Below are 18,003 nucleotides of genomic sequence, written 5' to 3' on the forward strand. Positions count from 1 at the left end.
AACCATCGAAAATAAGGAATCATTTTCCGAAAAGGTACAAAATACATTTGAGAATCAAACCCTTGAGATATACTTTAATGTTGGGCAGGGTTTGTTCGGTCTTGGCTCATCAACATCAACAAAATCATTAGGAAGCTTTAACTCTCTGAATTCAGGTAGCTCTTCCCTTAAAACTGACACTCCTGTAACTCCTGGAGCTGAAAAGTGCGGTGATTGCTATGTTGAAGTTATGATCTATCGACCTGATAAGAGCCCTTATAACATTGAGCCTTATATTGTGTGTGATTCCGAAAACATAACCATAGAAAACGCTAAATCAGGAGAGTGGACATATGAAACCACAAGCCATTGCGCATCTTCTCTCGATGTTGAGATTGAGACAAGGGGAGCTGATACAGCAGTTTTGACAGGTAGTGTAAAGGATGCAGAGAGCGGTATCAGCGTTTCAAATGCAAGGGTGCAATGGAATCTTGGAGGAGAGACATTTTCCTCTGAAAATGGGTACTTTTCAACCATTGTTGTGGCAGGGGAGGGACTTGTTACAACATCTCTTGCAAATTACCAGACAAATCTTAAAGCTAAGGTTCAGCTTGGTTCCGGAGAGACAAAAAAGATATTGGTTTTTGTTGCGCCTGTGGAGTCATCCTGCATTGAAGCTCCTGACATGCCGGTTGTCGAGGAGATAGTATCACCAGGGATGGAACCTGATGCTTCCTTCCAGCCATTTGCTGTAAGGGTTGAGGATTCAGATCTTGTCTTTTTCGCTCTGTTTCCTCCTTATGATGAAAAAGTCAATATCTACCTTGGAATGACAAGCGATGCTCCGGAGCTTTCCCCTTATCTGTTGCTGTTTGATAGTGATGATGCTTATGCTCCCATGGCAGGAACGCCTGTTGCCTGGCGCGAGGTCAAAGAGGCTTGTCAGTGGCAGCAGGATGGAGAGTTTATGTCGATTCCTGTGGAGTTGCTGCCAAAGGGTAAATACACCTTTTACTCCCTTGTAACAGCAGAGCCTGATGGAATGCCGACCTTTGAGATTCGTTTTTTTACACTTGATCTTTCATCAATGTACTAATGTTTTGCCAGAGGTTGTTTCTGACTCTGGCAACTTTTAAGTTGCATGTGTCATTTATAGGGTTTCATTTTTTTTGAACCATGATTTTCATGATTAAGGGATTATCCTGATTGCTCATCATGTTAATCCTTAAATCCTTTAATCATGGTTCAAAATTTTACTATGGAATCTATTTTTAATGGCTTTCTCATTTACTCCCTCATCCCACCCCCTTCTCCATGACTGGATAGGGGAACAACAACTTCACTCCAGCAAACCCTGTCAAAACCCAATGCCGTAACCACAAAGCTTTTGAGCCGAAGCTCCGGATATTTTTTCATAAGGCTTTTGCTGTATTTTCTTGCCTGCTCTTTCCCTTCCTCCATTGCACGCATGACAGAAGGCCGGCTTGCAATTGCTGATGCTGACAAGCTCCTTGCCTCCTCACCTGTCAAACCTGCATCTGCAAGGCTTACATATTTAAACTCAATGAGAATATCAAAAAGGCGAAAGTTTCGCATATCCGGCCTTATTATCATGGTAAGGTCGGCAAATTGCCTTTCAATCTCCCTTTCCGAATCCATAATAAAAAGTATATCGTTGTAAAGAAGTGTCAGAAAAGCAGTCTTGACAGTAAGTTCATTTGCCCAACGGTAATCTCGGTTACGAAATACCATGAAGTAGTACTCTTCAACAAATCTGCAAAGAGCTTCCATATCTCCTTTCTGATAGACTTTTTTGGCAGCATCCTTTCCTTTGTCCCGTTCAACAGGTTCCGGCAGAAGCATTTCGTTAATTCTGTCAACATAGAGCCTTTTTGTAAGAAGGTTGGGCAGTTTCAAAACCTGGTCACCATTTTCTGAACGGCCATCAAGGGTAAGGATTCCAAAGTAATATAAAAAAGAGATTAAAAAAGATCTGTCATGGGTTGCATCGGAGAGCATCCTTCTTATGCCGAACTTCTGGCTTATCTGCTGGATTTCAATTTTGTGACTCTGGTGGCTCTGCTGCATCAGATCAATAATTAGCTGATTTCCCCCTTTTATTTCGGAAATATCCATTGCAAGGTTTTCGTCAAACATGTTTTCCGGAAATCGCCCTGATTTCTGGAATCGCTTCAGGAAGTAGAGTACAAGTGTGGGGTTATAAACTGGTTCGGTTACATCCTGTGAGAAGAGGTAACCGTTGTAGTAGAGTTTCATTATTTCAAGGGCATTATTGGAATGAACTTCATTGGCTTTCATTTTTGACAAAACAGCTTGAATCTCGCTTTCTGTAAATCCGCAAAGGTCATTGTAGTCATCTTCAAAATAGATATTCTCCCCGATATTAAAGCCGCTTGTTATATCGCTCATGACCACAGGAGAAACTCCGGTGATAAATATCCTGTCAAAAACATCGCTTGATGCCAGGGATTTGATGTTTTTGAAGATGGTTTTCAATATACCCTCTTTTCTCACAAGGGATTCATATCTTTCAATATGGCGGTCTCCGGACATCATAACTTCATTGGCAAAATTATCATACTCATCTATTAGAAGATATATAGAGGTATCCATGAATTCCACAGCATTTGCAAGGGATTGAATGGAGCTAAGTGCATTGGCAGGATCAATATTAATTGGAGGGATATTGTAATTTTGATAGCATATTAAAAACCTTTTGATGCAGTTATTAATATGGTCATAAAGGGATTGCCTGATCTGATCAACAGAACCTGATGCGTCAATACATGAAAAATCCCATTTCAGGATAAAGTAGGAGTTATGAAGAGGCGTTGGTTTTTTTCCGATTTCAAGGTGGCCGAAAAGCTTATCAAAGAGCTCTTTTTTTGCCACATCATAGTAGTTTTCCAGCATGGATAGAAGCAGGGATTTACCAAATCGTCGGGGGCGTAGAAAAAGCTGGATGTCATTTGTTTCAAGAATGGCAATTCTGCTTGTGCGATCACAATAAAAATAATGATTCAGTATGATCTTTTTAAAATCACTGTATCCATATGGAAAATTCATAAAATCCCCTTTTGGGCATCTGATTTTTTTTGTGTCCATTAAATACTCAAAATCGACATCTTATTGCTTTTTCAGAAGTTATTGCAGTTGTCTGAACCAGGATAACCAGGATGGATAGGATGCTCAGGATAGATAATCCTGCCTTATCCTGTTAATCTTGGGAATCCTGATTCAGACAGTGTTGACAAGGCTTACAAGATCATAGGTGTCGACTTTGAGTATATTAATAAGTATAGATCGACAAAAGTTTATGTCAAGCTATACTATACTATGCATTTATCTTCTTGGGTTTTTTTGCAATTATCTGAATCAAGATAATCTGGATTGACAGGATAAGGTAGGATGATAGTATCCTGAGTACTCAAAATCGACATCTTATTGCTTTTTCAGAAGTTCTTGCATTTGTCTGAACCAGGATAACCAGGATGGATAGGATGTTGAGGATAGATAATCCTGCCTTATCTTGTTAATTGTCAATGGCCATTAACATTAATCCTGGAAATCCTGATTTAGACAGTGTTGACAAGGCTTACAAGATCATATGTGTCGCCTTTGAGTGAGTATCTTCTCTGGATGATGAGTATCTTTTCTATATAACAGGAAGAGCCGGACATCTTGACTGTAATTATAATAAAATTATAAGTGTAAACCGATAAATGAAAGATCCCCTTTATTATGAATACAATTTTAGAACCAACAGGAATTTTAATGAGTCTTCAAAATGAATGTAAAAGGTGCGGAACATGTTGCGAAAATGGTGGGCCTGCTCTGCATGGCAGTGATATGACCTTGATTGAAAACTGTCTGATCTCAATTGAAAGCCTTATAGCAATAAGAAAGGGAGAACTTGCCCATGACCCTGTAACCGATAGCCTTAAGCCTGTAAAAAAAGAGTTTTTAAAGATTGCTGGCAAAAAGGGAACATGGGAATGCCTGTTTTATGAAAAAGTACTTAATGGATGCACAATATACGAAAACCGTCCGCTTGCCTGTTCTGTTCTGAAATGTTGGGATACAGAAGAGACACTTAAGCTTGCAGGCAGGGATCTTTTATCAAGGCTTGACATTATAAAGGCAGATGATCCCATGAGAAAACATATCAAAAAGCATGAAATGCTCTTTCCTGTGCCTGATTTAATGGGACTTTCCAGCCCGTCCAGCAAGATGGTTAAAAAACTTGAAAAGATCTGTAACAGGGAGATTGACCATCGCATGAAAATTGTCAATAAGCTGGAGCTTACTGTGGCAAAGGAGCTTTTCTATTTTGGCCGTCCCATTTTTGAATTGCTCCATCCCCTTGGATTCAGGGTTATGGGGGCAGGGAAGGGAATTAAGCTTGATTTTCTGTGAACTCTTTTCAGGCAAAGTGCTATATTCAGGCAAATTTCTATAGATAATTGTTGTTGTTTTATTTTGATTATGTAAAGTTTGCTTTACTTTGGTTTGTGTTGTTTGACAATATATATTGACATTCATGGAATTTTTTTTCTTTCTGTTTTTAATCTGAAATGGAAATGTATAATTAAATATTGTTTAAATACAGATAGTTATTTTTTAAATTTGATATTGTAAAAGATTGTGGCACATATCCTGCTATAATTGTTTGTCAGTTCTGATGTTTTTGCCAGGAAGTTGACAATAACAATTAAAAGAAGTTGACAATAACAATAGAGAAAGGAGAAAGCCATGAAAAAGTATCTCAACACATTCGTTATTTCGGTAATCGTATCTGTAGCTTTTATTGCACAGAGCAGTTTTGCAGCAACAGTATCTTACACAGATTTTGGCGGGACATATGGCATGAACCACGATGGATGGGAAGGCGTTCTGGAACTTGAAGCTGATACTGGTGACTCCATAGAGCAGATTCCACCTGTTTCCGGAACATATACAGGGGAAGACAATCAGGAGCACTATGTGCATGGTTATATCAGAACTCCAAAATATATGATGCCTGAAAGCTGGGGCCCTGACCATAAGATCGTGTTTTATGTTGACTTTGTGGATACCATGTTTGATTCAGAAGATGACCAGGAGTTTGAGGGATATCTTTTTGGCTCAAAAGATACCATGGCAGGAATTACATGGTGGCATGAGGTTCCGTTTGGATTTTATATGAACAGAGGAGAGCTTGTGGTATCTGATTTTACATCTGCCAATGATTCTCCCCTTGATCTGTCAGATTTTACCGGTACCTACGCAATGAATCATGACGGCTGGATTGGCACCCTGGAGCTTGAGGCAGGTACTGGTGACTATATCGAGCAGATGCCAAATATCGTTGGTACCTATACTTCTGAAACCGGAGAAGAGCACAGCGTAAGAGGCTTTGTAAGAACTGACAATTATCCTCTTTCCGAAGAGTTTGGCCCTGATCACAAGATTGAGTTCTATGTGGATTTCTATGACACTCCAGGTTATGACGATGATCAGAAGTTTGAAGGCTATCTCTTTGGCGGCAGGGATGCAATGGCAGGCGTTACCTGGTGGCACAACACTCCATTTGGTTTCTACTGCATAAAGGATGCTGCTGAAAGAACCGGTAATGATGTCTGTGTAAAAGTAAACCAGGATTTAACCATTGAAATTCCATGCCTTAACTATGAAAACCAAAGTTTTGAAACCACCCTGTTTACGGTTGAGAATCCTGTGAATGCATTCCTTCCAGTCTGGAAAGTGGAGATTCCCAACCCCCATGAAGCCCTTGAACTGCTTCCCTTTCCGGTATCTGACCTGCTCTGGGTATTAAGTGGAGAAGAGCAGAGTGGCTGTCTTAATGAAAACAGCGAGCTGGAAATGGAAAATATCCTGACTGTACCATGTGCGGAATTTGCAGGAATCACCTTTGGTTTCAAAATGATCAGGTTTATCCATCCCGACGACCCTGAAGGGCTTTACCTTGAGCTTGATTTTGATTCAATCAGATAACCCATGAACGGCCAAATTCAACGGCCACTCCAACGGTGAAAATAATGGTGTATCTTTACACCGTAAAATAAATCATAAAGTAACCGGAAATAAACCAGAAATAAACCAGAAATAAACCAGAAATAAACCAGAAATAAACCAGAAATAAACCAGAAATAAACCAGAAATAAACCAGAAATAAAAAACTGATCGGATTTACCACACAGCCTGTATCTCATTATTCCATACAATTTAGGAATGAAAAGATACAGGCTGATTTTTTTTGTTTTTACTGCTTGCAAAATCTATTGCACCATATTCCGGCGCTATATTGTTTATTTGAAATTCCCATTGCAAAAAACAGGGTAAAATGAGATAGTAACAGTTTATCTAAAATAACAACAATAACATGGAATTATAAATACTTTTCTATTATGGACAAAATAAATATTCAGGAAATCCTGCCCTTTGTGGAGATGCCGAGCCGCTATCTGGGATGTGAGGCAAACAGTGTAAAAAAAAAACTTGAAGATGTTGATATCAAGTTTGCCCTGGCCTTTCCGGATCTGTACGAAATCGGGACATCCCATTTTGGAATGCAGATTCTATATACTATTTTAAATGGTGAGAAACATATTGCGGCTGAAAGATTTTTTACGCCTGCACCAGATATGGAGAAAATCCTTCAGGAGAAAAACTTACCTCTGTTTTCCTTAGAATCCTCCCTTCCCATGAAAGCCTTTGATATTATAGGCTTCAGTCTCCTTTATGAACTTAACTTTACCAACATTCTGACAATGATGCATCTTTCCGGTATTCCTTTTTATGCCGCTGAGAGAGATGAAAATTTTCCCCTTATCATTGGAGGGGGGCCATGTACATTCAATCCCGAACCCCTGGCTGATTTTTTTGATGCCTTTGTCATAGGCGATGGTGAAGAGGTGGTTATAGGGATATCCAATGCCTTTATTGAGTGGAAAAAAAGTGGAGATGGCGTAAAAAAAAGCCTTCTTAAACGACTTTCCAGCATTCAGGGGGTATATATACCATCATTTTTCAGGGCAACCTTTAAGCCATTTGACACAGGAGAAAGTGCCGAATCTTCATCGTCACTGTCAGGCGGGAGTACATCCTTGCCTTTGCCTGATAGTAAACCTGCCATGCCATCCTTTGATATGCCTGTTATTCAATATCTTGAACCCCTTGAACCTAACCATGAAAAAGTCAGGCGTGCCATTCTTCCTGATATATCAACCACACTTTTTCCCACAGCTCCTGTTGTTCCCTTTGGAAAACCTGTTCATGACCGCCTTCGCCTTGAAGTTGCAAGGGGTTGCTCCAGGGGATGCCGTTTCTGCCAGGCAGGAATGATATACCGTCCTGTCAGGGAAAGATCTGTTGACGACCTTGTTGCCATTGCCGAAGAGTCTGTCAAAAATACCGGTTACAGCGATATATCTCTTCTTTCATTGAGTACCGGAGATTATGAAAACCTTGCCCCGCTTATGGAGTCTCTTCTGGCCGTAAATCCTGGACACTGCACAGCCTTGTCACTGCCTTCAGTAAGGGCCGGCAAACTTGATGCGCCATTGATGAAGATCATAAAATCAGTTAAAAAAACAGGTTTTACAATTGCGCCGGAAGCAGGAACCCAGAGGCTAAGGGATGTCATAAACAAAAATATTACAGAAGAAGATATTTTTAATACTGTCAACAGTGCCTTTGAGCTGGGGTGGCGAACAATAAAACTCTATTTCATGAACGGTCTTCCAACAGAGACAGGGGATGACATTGACGGCATTGTTGATATTACAAGAAGGCTTGCATCCTTTAATATCAGCAGTTGGAAGGAGAAACAGCAAAAAAATATTCGCCAAAAAATTTGTGCTGATATTTCTGGTGAGACTGGCAATTTTGGTGATAAAACAGATAAAAAACAGAGTCATATACAACATAAAAAAGCCAAGGGAAAACTTAAAATTAATGTAAGTTTTGCAACCTTTATTCCCAAAGCTCACACACCTTTTCAAAGATGTGCCCAGATTACACCTGAAAAAGCAATGGAAAATCTTGATCTTTTAAAGCAGAAGTTGCGACATCCTGGAATAAACCTTAAGTGGCAGAACCCCTCAATGAGTCTTCTTGAAGGTGTATGGGCAAGGGGAGACAGAAGATTGTCAAAGGTTCTTGTCTCTGCATGGGAAAAGGGGTGCCGTCTTGATGGCTGGTCAGATATGTTCAGGATGGAACTTTGGAAAAGCGCCTTTGAAGAAAACAACATTGACCCTCTTTTTTATACAGCAAGGGAGCGGCACAGGGATGAGCCTCTGCCCTGGGATCACATTGACTGTGGACTACCAAAGCAGTTTATGGAAAAAGAGTTTGAGAAGGCCATAGAGGGAATAGCCACCCCGGATTGTCGGGAGAACGAGTGTAATGGCTGCGGTATATGTGATTTTCAAACCGTAAAACCTGTACTTTTTCCACCCCATGCCAATAACTTCCAGTCTGACGGAGAAGGGATTTGCGGCAAACACTCTTCAACAAAAAAGGTTCCTTGTGAAAGGGATGAATATTTTGCCAAATTCAGGCTTTTTTACTCCAAAATGGGTGATGCCAGACATTTTGGACATCTTGAGCTTGCTAAAATAATAAGAAGAGCAATCAGAAGAACAGGCATAAAGGTAAAGTATTCAGGGGGATTTAGCCCTTCCATGAAAATATCATTTGACAATCCCCTGCCTGTTGGTATGGAGAGCGAAGAGGAGTTTTTCAATATATACGCACATATATCCACCAATCCTGACACTCTTGTGAAGAAAATCAATGCTGTGATACCCCGAAGTATTGTAATTACCCGATGTCTGACAGGAGCAGCGCTTTCTTCCATGAACAGAGCCGGAAGCAAAAGTAGGGGTGCAAAAGATAGAATTGTGGAAAATATTGATACAAGTTACAGAATTAATTTGAAAAACTATGAAGTTGCCCATGAAGATGTTGATCAATTCATGGCACTTTCTGAATATGTTGTGGAACAGGTAAATTTTAAGGGTATAAAAAGAAGCTGCGATTTAAGGAAAATAACAAGAGCAATAGACTTTCCTGATCCTTTGAACTCTTCCCTTATTGAAATGACACTTGCAAAAGATGGGGAAAGAACCATAAGACCCGGGGAAATTCTCACGGAAGTTCTTGAAATTCCTGACCATGTGCTGCGTTCTTCAAATATTGTAAAACTGAAAAGGGGTGCTACATCATGCTGAAAGAACTTGTTGTAAATGCCGCTCCCCACGAAACAAGGGTGGCGGTACTTGAAAATGGAAATATTGCCGAACTTTTCATTGAACGGGGTGACGAAACCAATATAACAGGAAATATCTACAAAGGAAGGGTACAGAGGGTGTTGCCCGGAATGCAGGCTGCATTTGTTGATATTGGACTTAACCAGGCAGCTTTCCTTTATGTGGATGATATTTTAGATGATACAAGTGATGAGATTGCCAAGCGTTTTGAACAGGAAAGCGAGCTTGAGATGGAACTTGAGCTTGATGGAGATGAAAATCAGGAAGCAACGGAGCAGGATATAAATGAGGGGGAAATAACTACAGGTTCCAACTGGAAATCATGTGCCACAAGCGAATGCCCCATTGAGGATCTTATCACCGAGGGACAGGAGATACTTGTCCAGGTGGCAAAATCTCCCATTGGTTCCAAAGGCCCAAGGGTGACAACACACATATCGCTTCCCGGCAGGTTCATGGTGCTTATGCCAACAGTTGACCACATCGGTATCTCAAGGCGAATTGACAACGATCGAGAAAGAGGGCGCCTGAAGGAGCTTCTTCTCTCTGTTAGACGCGATAATTACGGCTATATATTGAGAACCGCTGCCGAAGGTATCCAGGAAGAGAGGCTCAGAAGGGAGATTGAGTTTTTAAACAAAACCTGGGAGGATATCCAGAAAAAAAACAAAAAGGCTTCAGCCCCCTCACTTGTTTACAGGGATCTTACTGTAACGTTTAGAGCAGTTAGAGATCTTCTCACAGATGAGGCAGACAAGCTCATAATTGACTCCAGGGCAGGATATGAAAACGTTCTGGAATTTCTCGAAAAACTTATGCCAGATCTTAAGGTCTCTGTTGAGCTTTATACAGGCATGGAACCGATTTTTGATGCCTACAACATTGAAGGCGACATTGCACGGGCACTTAAAAAAAAGGTCTGGCTGAAATCAGGCGGGTATATTGTGATAGAGCAGACAGAGGCTCTTGTGGCAATTGATGTCAATACAGGAAGATATGTTGGAAAGCACAACTTTGAGGAGACCATTTTAAAAACCAACCTTGAGGCTGTCAAGGAGATCGCATATCAGATTCGCCTGAGAAACATAGGCGGTATCATTATTATTGATTTCATTGACATGAAAAAGAGCCAGCACAAGGAAAAGGTGATGACCCAACTTAACGAGGCCCTTAAAAAAGATAAAAGCCAGACCAATGTGCTGCCTCTTTCCGAGCTTGGGCTTGTTCAGATGACACGCAAGAGGGTCAGGCGTAATCTGACACGTACCCTGTGCGAGCCATGTTTCTACTGCGGTGGAGACGGCATGCTTTTATCCGGAAAATCAATATGCCACAAAATTTACAGGGATCTTATAAACGAGGCAACCGACATGATGGGTAACCGTTTCACTGTAAAGGTACACCCTGAAATCGCCCAGCTTTTACATGGAGAGGAAAAACACCTTGTCTCTTCCCTTGAAAATCGTTTTGGCACCCCCATTGCCATCTATCCTGAGCCGCATTATCACATTGAAGAGTACCATATATTTGAAAGTCTTGCCTGATTCATTCCATCCTTCCCATGAACGGAGAGATCAGTTATAAGTCTGTTTCAATATCCTTTCAAGAATCCTTCCCCTCTCTCCATGAATGGAGAGGGGGAGTCAGGATAAGCTATTTCACAGCTCTTTCTGGATAATTCAACTTAGTGGCTGCATGGAGACCCAGGTTCATGACCGCACACATTTTGTCCGGTCACAAGGGAATTTGTAAGATATGCATTGACAAGATTTTCAGGCTCTTCAACAGGCGCTCCTGTTATAACCTTTATTCCAGCCTGGGAAAAAAGCTCCTGTGCTTTGTGTCCCATGCCACCTGCAAGCACCACATTGATACCCTTTTCATGAAGCCAGCGCGGAAGCACTCCCGGCTCATGGGGAGGTGGCTCAAGAACCTCTTTTCCGGTTATTTTATTCTCTTCCACAGTTACAAAACAAAATTCCTTGCAGTGGCCAAAATGGGCGGTAAGTTTTCCCATTGCCATGGGGATTGCAAATTTCATGGTTTGTTTCCTTTTTTATTAAGATTCTTTTTATACCCAGTGTCCCTCAACATTTGGAGCCTGTGAAAATTCAAGTTCATCTTGTTTGAATTTTTCAATGGCCTCTTTTACAGTTCCCTGAATGCCGGTCACAACTTTAATACCTGCCATCTGAAGCACATTAAATGCCTTTGGTCCGCAGTTTCCTGTAATGACAGCCTGAGCGCCGCTCTCTGCAACGGTTTTTCCAGCCTGGATACCTGCTCCCTGGGGGAGATTGAGGTTCTGGGTATTCTCTTTTACTTCAACTTCCATTGTATCTGTATCAACAATTAAAAAGTTGGCAGCTCTTCCAAATCTTGGATCAAGAGCCGAGTCAAGGGTTGTTCCGCTTGATGATATTGCAACTTTCATTTTTTATCTCCTTTATGTGGGTGTGTCTGTAGTTTCATCTCGTGTCTGCTTCTTTTTTGGGGGGAGTTGGGTTCATGTAAGGCGATCCATTCTCTTTTCCATGAATGACAAAACATTCTGCCATACATTTTTCACTGCAACAGAAGCAGGTCCCTGGGAAAATGTCACAAGGCTTTTACCTGCTTTCATTGACTCTATTACATCCCTGTCAAATGGAATTTCACCTGCAAAGCTAATTCCGTTTTCATGGCAGAATTTTTTGATTTCATCTGTTGCTTCAGGATTGAGATCTGCCTTGTTGACACAAAGATATACAGCGGCATTCATCTGATCTGCCAGCTTTTTGACCCTTGCCATGTCATGCATTCCAGATTGTGTGGGCTCTGTCACAATCAAGACAGCATCAGCATTGCTCACAGATGCAATAACAGGGCATCCAATGCCGGGAGGCCCGTCTGTTATTATCATGGGGATTTTTTCTTTAATGGCCATCTCTTTGGCTTTTTGTCTCAACTGGCTAACGAGAAGGCCGGAGTTCTCTTCAGCAATTCCAAGACGGGCATGAATCATTGGGCCGTTTGCAGTTTTAGATATATATTTTTCTCCGCATATCTGCCTTTCAAAAGATATTGCGTCTGCTGGACAAAAATGAACGCAGACTCCGCATCCTTCGCATGAGACAGGGTCAATCACAAATTTGCCCGATTTGTCTGACACAGTATGAACCGTTCCAGATCCTTTTGATGCAGTATCGGCCTCGCCAGAAATATTTGAAACAGCATCATGATTGTCAGGCACTTCTGAAACAGCATCAAACTGGCAGCGTTCAAGGCACTCACCGCATCTGGTACAGAGTGCTTCATCAATCATGGCTTTATGGCCGCCTTCAAAGGACTCCTTTTCCAGCACTTCATGTTCAAGTGTAAGAAAAAGGTTGGCTGCATCAACATCAGCATCAATTACGATTCTATTAGGGGCAAGGGTGGCAAGGGAAGCTGTCACACTGGTCTTTCCGGTTCCCCCTTTCCCGCTTATCACGGTAAGCTCTTTCATGACATTGTACCCTCCGCCTGTTTTGCTGGATTTTTCTCTTTTATGGCATCTAACCTGGACATAATTTTATCATAAAGCTCCTGGAAGAGCTTTTTCATTTCAGGCATTTCATCAACAAGTAGCAGACCCTTGGAAGATACCCGTGCAGCTTCGCGGCTGAAAGGAAACTTCTGAAGAATTTCAATGCCTTCCTTTTCTGCATATTCATCAATAATAGTATCCGGCATGCTACCTTGAACTGATGATGTTGGCTCAGAAGTATCTGCTCTGTTTATGACAATGCCCGTGGGAACATTGAGTTTTTTTAGTACCTCAACAGTAAGGGCAAGATCATTGAGGCCAAACGGGGTTGGCTCTGACACAAGTATTGCAAAGTCTGAATCCCGAAGGGTTTCAATTGCAGGGCAGGAAGTACCGGGCGGAGCATCCACAAACGAAAATTTTTCTGGATTTATCCTCTGCTTTACCTGCTTTATAAGAGGAGGAGACATTGCCTCTCCAACCCTTAATTCACCCCAGATAAGCTCAATCCCCCGCTGGTTTTTACCCTCAAGAAGGGAGCCAAGCACTCTTTTCCCTTCATTTATGGCTCCTTCAGGGCATACCATTGCACATCCTCTGCATGAATGGCACATTTCCGGAAAGGTCATTATTTTTCCTGCAATCAGGGCGATGGCACTGAATTGACAAAGCTTTTCACACTCTCCACAAAGGTTGCACAGCTCTTTATCCACAACCGGAATCATGGTGGATATCTCCTGTGTGGTGATGTTTTCAGGCTTTAAATAGATATGGGAGTTGGGTTCTTCAACATCACAGTCAAAAACCTGAATATCACTTACAGGCGCTATGGCAGCCAGGTTGACTGTTACAGTTGTTTTGCCTGTACCCCCCTTACCACTTGCAATTGTCACTATCATTTTGTTATCCTCCAGAAATGAACGAGCATATGCTTAAAAGGTTTGGGAATAATATATAGCAATATCTCATTATGTCAAGAGTTATTTAAGCATCTGCTCTTTATGAAAATGTGGTCAGGAAGATAAAAACGGTATTGAGGGTGGGTGAGGGGAGATTCTGAAAGGGGGAATTACAGATCTTCCCATTTTTTGTTGTATTTTTTTTCTGAATATTTATACTTATAACAGGGCTTAGAGTTGATACTTGAAATATTATGAATGCTAAAAGGAGGTTCATGTTTATGAAGAGGCTGTTGATAGTTGTTGTAATGATTTTTAATGTTTTATTTCCGTTTTTATCATTTGCAGTGGAACCCACACCCCATATAACTGATCGTGAGATTATCGAAAAGCTTGCAAGATTAGAGGCTGGCCAGGAAGCCCTTTCATCAAGGATAGTTGACTTGAGAGATGAGATGAAATCAAACATTCAATCTCTTAGAGCAGAAATGAAAGCCAGCAATGAGGCTTTAAGGGCAGAGATGAAAGCCAGCAATGAGGCTTTAAGGGCAGAAATGAAAGCCAGCAATGAAGCTTTAAGGGCAGAGATGAAATCCAGCGATGAGGCTATTAGGTCAGAGATGAAAGCCGGTTATGATGCTCTTTCGTTAAGAATATCTGATTTGAGAGATGAAATGAGGTCAAGCAATGAAGCTATTAATAATAGATTGGATGATTCCTACAATACTATGCTTGTCTTTTTCGGATCGATTATCACTTTAATTGTAGCGCTTTTTGCTTATATAACCTGGGATCGCCGCACTATGCTGAAACCTGTTGCTGATCAGCTCAATCGTCTTGAACGTGAGGTTGTTATTGATCTTGATTTGAATCATTCAGATGGTTCTCTTTTGCGAAGGCAGCTTCAGGCATTGAGACAATTTGCCGGCAAAAATCCTGAATTTGCTGAAATTATGCGTGGTCTGGCATTACTTTAAAAAAATAAAATGGACAAATGAAAATTTCATGTCACTTGATCGTCAATTCATCTCTTCTGTTCAATACTCAAAATCGACACCTATGATCTTTTAAACCTTATCAACACAGTCTGAATCAGGATTCCCAAGATTAACAGGATAAGGCAGGATTATCTATACTGAACATCCTATCCATCTCTGTTTCTCTTATGACAGATATGATCCAAGGGCGATTTTTGTACTCAAAATCGACATAAATATCTGTGGAATCAGAGATGGATTGACATATTTTGATTTGTCATTATCTTAATTGATTAATTTCTGCTGGACATTAGCAGATGAAGTGTCAAAAAAAATTTGTTGATAATACAATGAGTCACGGCTTGTTGAAGATTTTTTTTATATGAAAGTCCCCGTAGTTTGGGGATTTTCATCCATTCGATTGTGGCGGTAATGCCGCCATGGCCGCTATAAGAAAGTTCCTGTTTTTTTAGGGAGCTTAGGGACTTTCATGCTTCGTTGTGGCAGATAAGTCTGCCATGGCCGTTATATTAAAGGAGATGCAGGTAAGAGTATGAACACATCCAGTGATAAAGAGATAAAGTCCGAAGTGATTCCGGAGCAGATGGGATATGACACAAAATTTAAATTTAAATGCCATAAAGGTGTGAAGTGCTTTACAAAATGTTGCAGAGGTATTGATATCATGCTTACCCCATATGATATTATTACCATGAAGAAACGTCTGGGAATCACTTCTGAAGAGTTTCTTGCAATCTATGCTGATATTCATATTCTTGAAAAGGCTGATCTTCCTGTGGTCACCCTGAAACTTCTTGATGATGATCAGAAATCGTGTCCCTTTGTAGAGGATGCAGAGGGGTGCACCATATATGAAGATCGCCCTTCAACCTGTCGGTACTATCCACTTGGTATGGGTTCTTTGAGTTATGCAAGTGAAATGAATTCAAGTGATGCATTCTTTTTTATGGTAAAAGAGTCACACTGCCTTGGATTTGAAGAGCCTAAAGAGTGGAGTGTTGCAGAGTGGAGAGAGGATCAGGGTGTTAACATAAGGGATGAAGTAAATGCTGGCTGGACTGATCTTATAGTGAGAAAAAAGACAGTTCCTGCAAGTATAAAGCTTGCTGAACAGAGCAAGAAGATGTTCTTTACTGCCTGTTACGACATTGATAAGTTCAGGCGATTTGTGTTTGAAAGTTCGTTCTTTGAAAAGTTTACAGTTGACCCAGCAAGGGTTGAAGAGATTAAAGCTGATGATGTTAAACTGCTTCAGTTTGGTTTTGAATGGCTAAAATCCCTTCTTTTTACAGAAGGCGATATTAAAGTTAACAAAGATAATAAATAATTCATGTCATTCATTTGTCAATGATGTCAAAAGCATTTTCCCGATCACAAGGGGGCATAACCGAGAGTTTGCCCCCTTTTCATCTTGTCAGCTAAGGATTTCACCTCTGGTGCTTACTGTCAAAGTTTGCACGGGGAGATCTACTCCTGCATCTTCCATTGCCTTTTTTATGATCAAAGGCATACCGGAGCAGCAGGGAACTTCCATTATAAGCACCGTTATGCTTTTTATTCCTGCTGTCTGGAAAATCTGTGTGAATTTTTCAGCATATGAGTTTACATCGTCAAATTTGGGACAACCCATCATGACAACTTTTCCTTCCAGAAAATCACTGTGAAGGGAGGGGTAGGCAACAGGCACGCAGTCGGCAGTTACCAGAAGATCAGCTCCTTTCAGAAATGGGGCTGTGGCTGGAACAAGGCGTATCTGCACAGGCCAGTGACCAAGAGCTGACCCTACAATTTTTTTCTTCTCTCCATTACAATTGCCTGACGGATTATTGCTTTTATTGTAATTTGCTTCATTATTGTGAGCATCACCACCCTGTTTTCGGGCAGGTGTAAAAGTCTGGATTTGGGTTGAAGGGCATCCGCACCCCATTATGCCTGGCTTATTGGCTATGTTTTTCTGCTCCGGTGCTTTATCGTTTTTTAGCTCTAAGGATTTATGGCCCTGTTCCAGGGGGCTACCGGTTTGCTCTAAGGAATTATGACCCTGTTCAATTGATTTCAGATATCTCTCCACAGCCTCTTCGTCAAACTCTTCAGCTTCACGCTCCACAAGTTTCAGGGCATTTTGCGGGCACTCTCCAAGACAAGCTCCAAGGCCGTCACAATATTGATCCTTTACAACTTTTGCCTTGCCATCAATGATCTGAATGGCACCTTCGGCACATGAAGGGACACAGTTGCCGCATCCGTCGCAAAGCTCTTCATCAATTTCAATTATTTTTCTTTTAATTTTCATACTTGTATCCTCCATGATTTGCGAAAAGCTATGTAAGAGTTTTTGATTAACTTAGCCAAACTCCCCCTCTCCAGTAGTGGAGAGGGCTCTGGGGTTAATCTGAAAGGGCAAGTTGTTAAAAATCAATTCCTATAAAAGTATTTTGTTTGCCTTTTGCCGGCCTGATTGCGTTAAAAATGATTTCTCAATTATTCGCCTTATTCTTTCATTATCAGGCAAGGTATTTTCCTGCTGCCCGTATTTTGTTTTTAGCTCTTCTCTCTCTGCCTTTGCCTTTTTTTCCTCTTCAAGATTTGTTATGAGATCAGCATCGTAAAGAACTTTGAAGTTAAGGGTCTCATTTTCCCTTGGGTGATGATGGTGTCCGACAATATCGCACACCTCACTGACAATTTCCTCTTTTGCCCCAAGTTTTTCAAGGATCTCCTTTGCAATGGGCGGGCCTTCAAGTTCCTGATATTTTGGTGCGTTGGAGTTATATTTTCTCTCTGCCTCCTTTATCCCGATATCGTGCAGATATGCGGCACAGAGAATCACAGATAGGTTGCCATGGTCTGATTTTCCAATAACTGAGGGGTTCTCCGGCTCTTTAATAACTGAGGGGTTCTCCGGCGCTTCTTTTTCAATAACTGAGGGCTTTTCCGGTTCTTCTTTTGCAATAAGTGTGAGTTTGCCCATCTCTGCTTTTCCAATATCTTCAGCATATCGTGCAACTCTTGTGGCATGGCCGATTCGCCTGAAATCTGTCTTGAAATAGCGCTTCATCTCAACAGCCACTCTGTCCTTCAGAAGATCTTCTCTCTGCTTTAAAAACTCTTCAGGAAGGGTTCCAATACATTGTTCAGCAAACTGGCAGTAGGAGGCACAGCCAAAATCCATTTTGGGATTAACAATCCTTTTACCGCATATAGAACATCTTCTGGAAGTGTCATCCTTGAAAAACTCAATGGCAGCACCGCATTCAGGGCATTTGCTGTCAAATATTGCATCCTTGTTCCAATATTGTGTCTCCTGGCCTGGACATTTCATG

14 protein-coding genes are annotated in these 18,003 nt (G+C 41.2%); 7 read left to right on the top strand and 7 right to left on the bottom strand.

The window, feature by feature from the left end; all coding sequences use genetic code 11:
* Positions 1-91: 91 nt before the first annotated feature.
* Entirely contained in the window at positions 92-1,075 is a 984-nt protein-coding gene (locus MTBBW1_RS20975; RefSeq protein WP_080806813.1) for a hypothetical protein, read from the top strand.
* 191 nt (positions 1,076-1,266) lie between these two features.
* Here the strand turns inward: MTBBW1_RS20975 and MTBBW1_RS20980 are convergent, their stop codons facing one another.
* On the bottom strand, positions 1,267-3,066 hold the full coding sequence (locus MTBBW1_RS20980; RefSeq protein ID WP_186441591.1) for an AAA family ATPase: 1,800 nt from the start codon (positions 3,064-3,066) through the stop codon (positions 1,267-1,269).
* 708 nt (positions 3,067-3,774) lie between these two features.
* On the opposite strand from MTBBW1_RS20980, the gene MTBBW1_RS20985 reads away from it, so the two are divergent.
* From MTBBW1_RS20985 to MTBBW1_RS21005, 4 genes are all read left to right on the top strand, one after another.
* A complete protein-coding gene (locus MTBBW1_RS20985; RefSeq protein WP_186441593.1) occupies positions 3,775-4,416 on the top strand; it encodes a YkgJ family cysteine cluster protein in 642 nt (213 codons plus the stop codon).
* Positions 4,417-4,752: 336 nt separating this feature from the next.
* A complete protein-coding gene (locus MTBBW1_RS20990; RefSeq protein ID WP_080806819.1) occupies positions 4,753-5,994 on the top strand; it encodes a hypothetical protein in 1,242 nt (413 codons plus the stop codon).
* A gap of 413 nt (positions 5,995-6,407) precedes the next feature.
* Entirely contained in the window at positions 6,408-9,236 is a 2,829-nt protein-coding gene (locus tag MTBBW1_RS21000; RefSeq protein ID WP_222424132.1) for a TIGR03936 family radical SAM-associated protein, read from the top strand.
* Positions 9,230-10,819 carry an Rne/Rng family ribonuclease gene (locus tag MTBBW1_RS21005; RefSeq protein WP_080806822.1) on the top strand — a complete coding sequence of 530 codons (1,590 nt, stop codon included), beginning with the start codon at positions 9,230-9,232 and terminating at the stop codon, positions 10,817-10,819. The genes MTBBW1_RS21000 and MTBBW1_RS21005 overlap by 7 nt, the downstream gene beginning before the upstream one ends.
* A 140-nt stretch (positions 10,820-10,959) precedes the next feature.
* On the opposite strand, the gene MTBBW1_RS21010 is transcribed toward MTBBW1_RS21005, so the two are convergent.
* The 4 genes from MTBBW1_RS21010 to MTBBW1_RS21025 all read right to left on the bottom strand — a co-directional run bounded on the left by MTBBW1_RS21010 (position 10,960) and on the right by MTBBW1_RS21025 (position 13,682).
* Positions 10,960-11,316, bottom strand: a complete 357-nt coding sequence (locus tag MTBBW1_RS21010) for a NifB/NifX family molybdenum-iron cluster-binding protein (RefSeq protein ID WP_080806824.1) — start codon at positions 11,314-11,316, stop codon at positions 10,960-10,962.
* A gap of 30 nt (positions 11,317-11,346) precedes the next feature.
* Positions 11,347-11,709 carry a NifB/NifX family molybdenum-iron cluster-binding protein gene (locus MTBBW1_RS21015; RefSeq protein ID WP_080806826.1) on the bottom strand — a complete coding sequence of 121 codons (363 nt, stop codon included), beginning with the start codon at positions 11,707-11,709 and terminating at the stop codon, positions 11,347-11,349.
* 72 nt (positions 11,710-11,781) lie between these two features.
* Positions 11,782-12,762, bottom strand: coding sequence for an ATP-binding protein (locus MTBBW1_RS21020; RefSeq protein ID WP_080806827.1), 981 nt, complete (start codon positions 12,760-12,762; stop codon positions 11,782-11,784).
* Positions 12,759-13,682, bottom strand: a complete 924-nt coding sequence (locus MTBBW1_RS21025) for a P-loop NTPase (protein ID WP_080806829.1) — start codon at positions 13,680-13,682, stop codon at positions 12,759-12,761. Before MTBBW1_RS21025 ends, MTBBW1_RS21020 begins: the two co-directional genes overlap by 4 nt.
* A 281-nt stretch (positions 13,683-13,963) precedes the next feature.
* On the opposite strand from MTBBW1_RS21025, the gene MTBBW1_RS21030 reads away from it, so the two are divergent.
* Positions 13,964-14,659 (top strand): hypothetical protein, encoded by a 696-nt coding sequence (locus tag MTBBW1_RS21030; RefSeq protein WP_139786846.1) that lies wholly within the window; start codon positions 13,964-13,966, stop codon positions 14,657-14,659.
* A 553-nt stretch (positions 14,660-15,212) separates the two neighbouring features.
* Positions 15,213-16,007 carry a YkgJ family cysteine cluster protein gene (locus MTBBW1_RS21035; protein ID WP_080806832.1) on the top strand — a complete coding sequence of 265 codons (795 nt, stop codon included), beginning with the start codon at positions 15,213-15,215 and terminating at the stop codon, positions 16,005-16,007.
* 87 nt (positions 16,008-16,094) lie between these two features.
* Here the strand turns inward: MTBBW1_RS21035 and MTBBW1_RS21040 are convergent, their stop codons facing one another.
* Complete coding sequence (locus tag MTBBW1_RS21040) at positions 16,095-16,973, bottom strand: ATP-binding protein (RefSeq protein WP_080806834.1); 879 nt, start codon at positions 16,971-16,973, stop codon at positions 16,095-16,097.
* Positions 16,974-17,102: 129 nt separating this feature from the next.
* Positions 17,103-18,002 (bottom strand): HD domain-containing protein, encoded by a 900-nt coding sequence (locus MTBBW1_RS21045; protein ID WP_080806836.1) that lies wholly within the window; start codon positions 18,000-18,002, stop codon positions 17,103-17,105.
* Between the last annotated feature and the right edge of the window lies 1 nt (position 18,003).

This window comes from Desulfamplus magnetovallimortis (assembly GCF_900170035.1).
In the GTDB taxonomy this organism is placed as follows: domain Bacteria; phylum Desulfobacterota; class Desulfobacteria; order Desulfobacterales; family Desulfobacteraceae; genus Desulfamplus; species Desulfamplus magnetovallimortis.

What these genes read in the sequence shown, in the direction of transcription:
- MTBBW1_RS21020 (WP_080806827.1), bottom strand. Translation starts at nt 12,762, where the DNA reads ATGAAAGAGCTTACCGTGATAAGCGGGAAAGGGGGAACCGGAAAGACC.
- MTBBW1_RS21030 (WP_139786846.1), top strand. Translation starts at nt 13,964, where the DNA reads ATGAAGAGGCTGTTGATAGTTGTTGTAATGATTTTTAATGTTTTATTT.
- MTBBW1_RS21040 (WP_080806834.1), bottom strand. Translation starts at nt 16,973, where the DNA reads ATGAAAATTAAAAGAAAAATAATTGAAATTGATGAAGAGCTTTGCGAC.
- MTBBW1_RS21000 (WP_222424132.1), top strand. Translation starts at nt 6,408, where the DNA reads ATGGACAAAATAAATATTCAGGAAATCCTGCCCTTTGTGGAGATGCCG.
- MTBBW1_RS21015 (WP_080806826.1), bottom strand. Translation starts at nt 11,709, where the DNA reads ATGAAAGTTGCAATATCATCAAGCGGAACAACCCTTGACTCGGCTCTT.
- MTBBW1_RS20990 (WP_080806819.1), top strand. Translation starts at nt 4,753, where the DNA reads ATGAAAAAGTATCTCAACACATTCGTTATTTCGGTAATCGTATCTGTA.
- MTBBW1_RS21045 (WP_080806836.1), bottom strand. Translation starts at nt 18,002, where the DNA reads ATGAAATGTCCAGGCCAGGAGACACAATATTGGAACAAGGATGCAATA.
- MTBBW1_RS21010 (WP_080806824.1), bottom strand. Translation starts at nt 11,316, where the DNA reads ATGAAATTTGCAATCCCCATGGCAATGGGAAAACTTACCGCCCATTTT.
- MTBBW1_RS21025 (WP_080806829.1), bottom strand. Translation starts at nt 13,682, where the DNA reads ATGATAGTGACAATTGCAAGTGGTAAGGGGGGTACAGGCAAAACAACT.
- MTBBW1_RS21005 (WP_080806822.1), top strand. Translation starts at nt 9,230, where the DNA reads ATGCTGAAAGAACTTGTTGTAAATGCCGCTCCCCACGAAACAAGGGTG.
- MTBBW1_RS20985 (WP_186441593.1), top strand. Translation starts at nt 3,775, where the DNA reads ATGAGTCTTCAAAATGAATGTAAAAGGTGCGGAACATGTTGCGAAAAT.
- MTBBW1_RS21035 (WP_080806832.1), top strand. Translation starts at nt 15,213, where the DNA reads ATGAACACATCCAGTGATAAAGAGATAAAGTCCGAAGTGATTCCGGAG.
- MTBBW1_RS20980 (WP_186441591.1), bottom strand. Translation starts at nt 3,066, where the DNA reads ATGAATTTTCCATATGGATACAGTGATTTTAAAAAGATCATACTGAAT.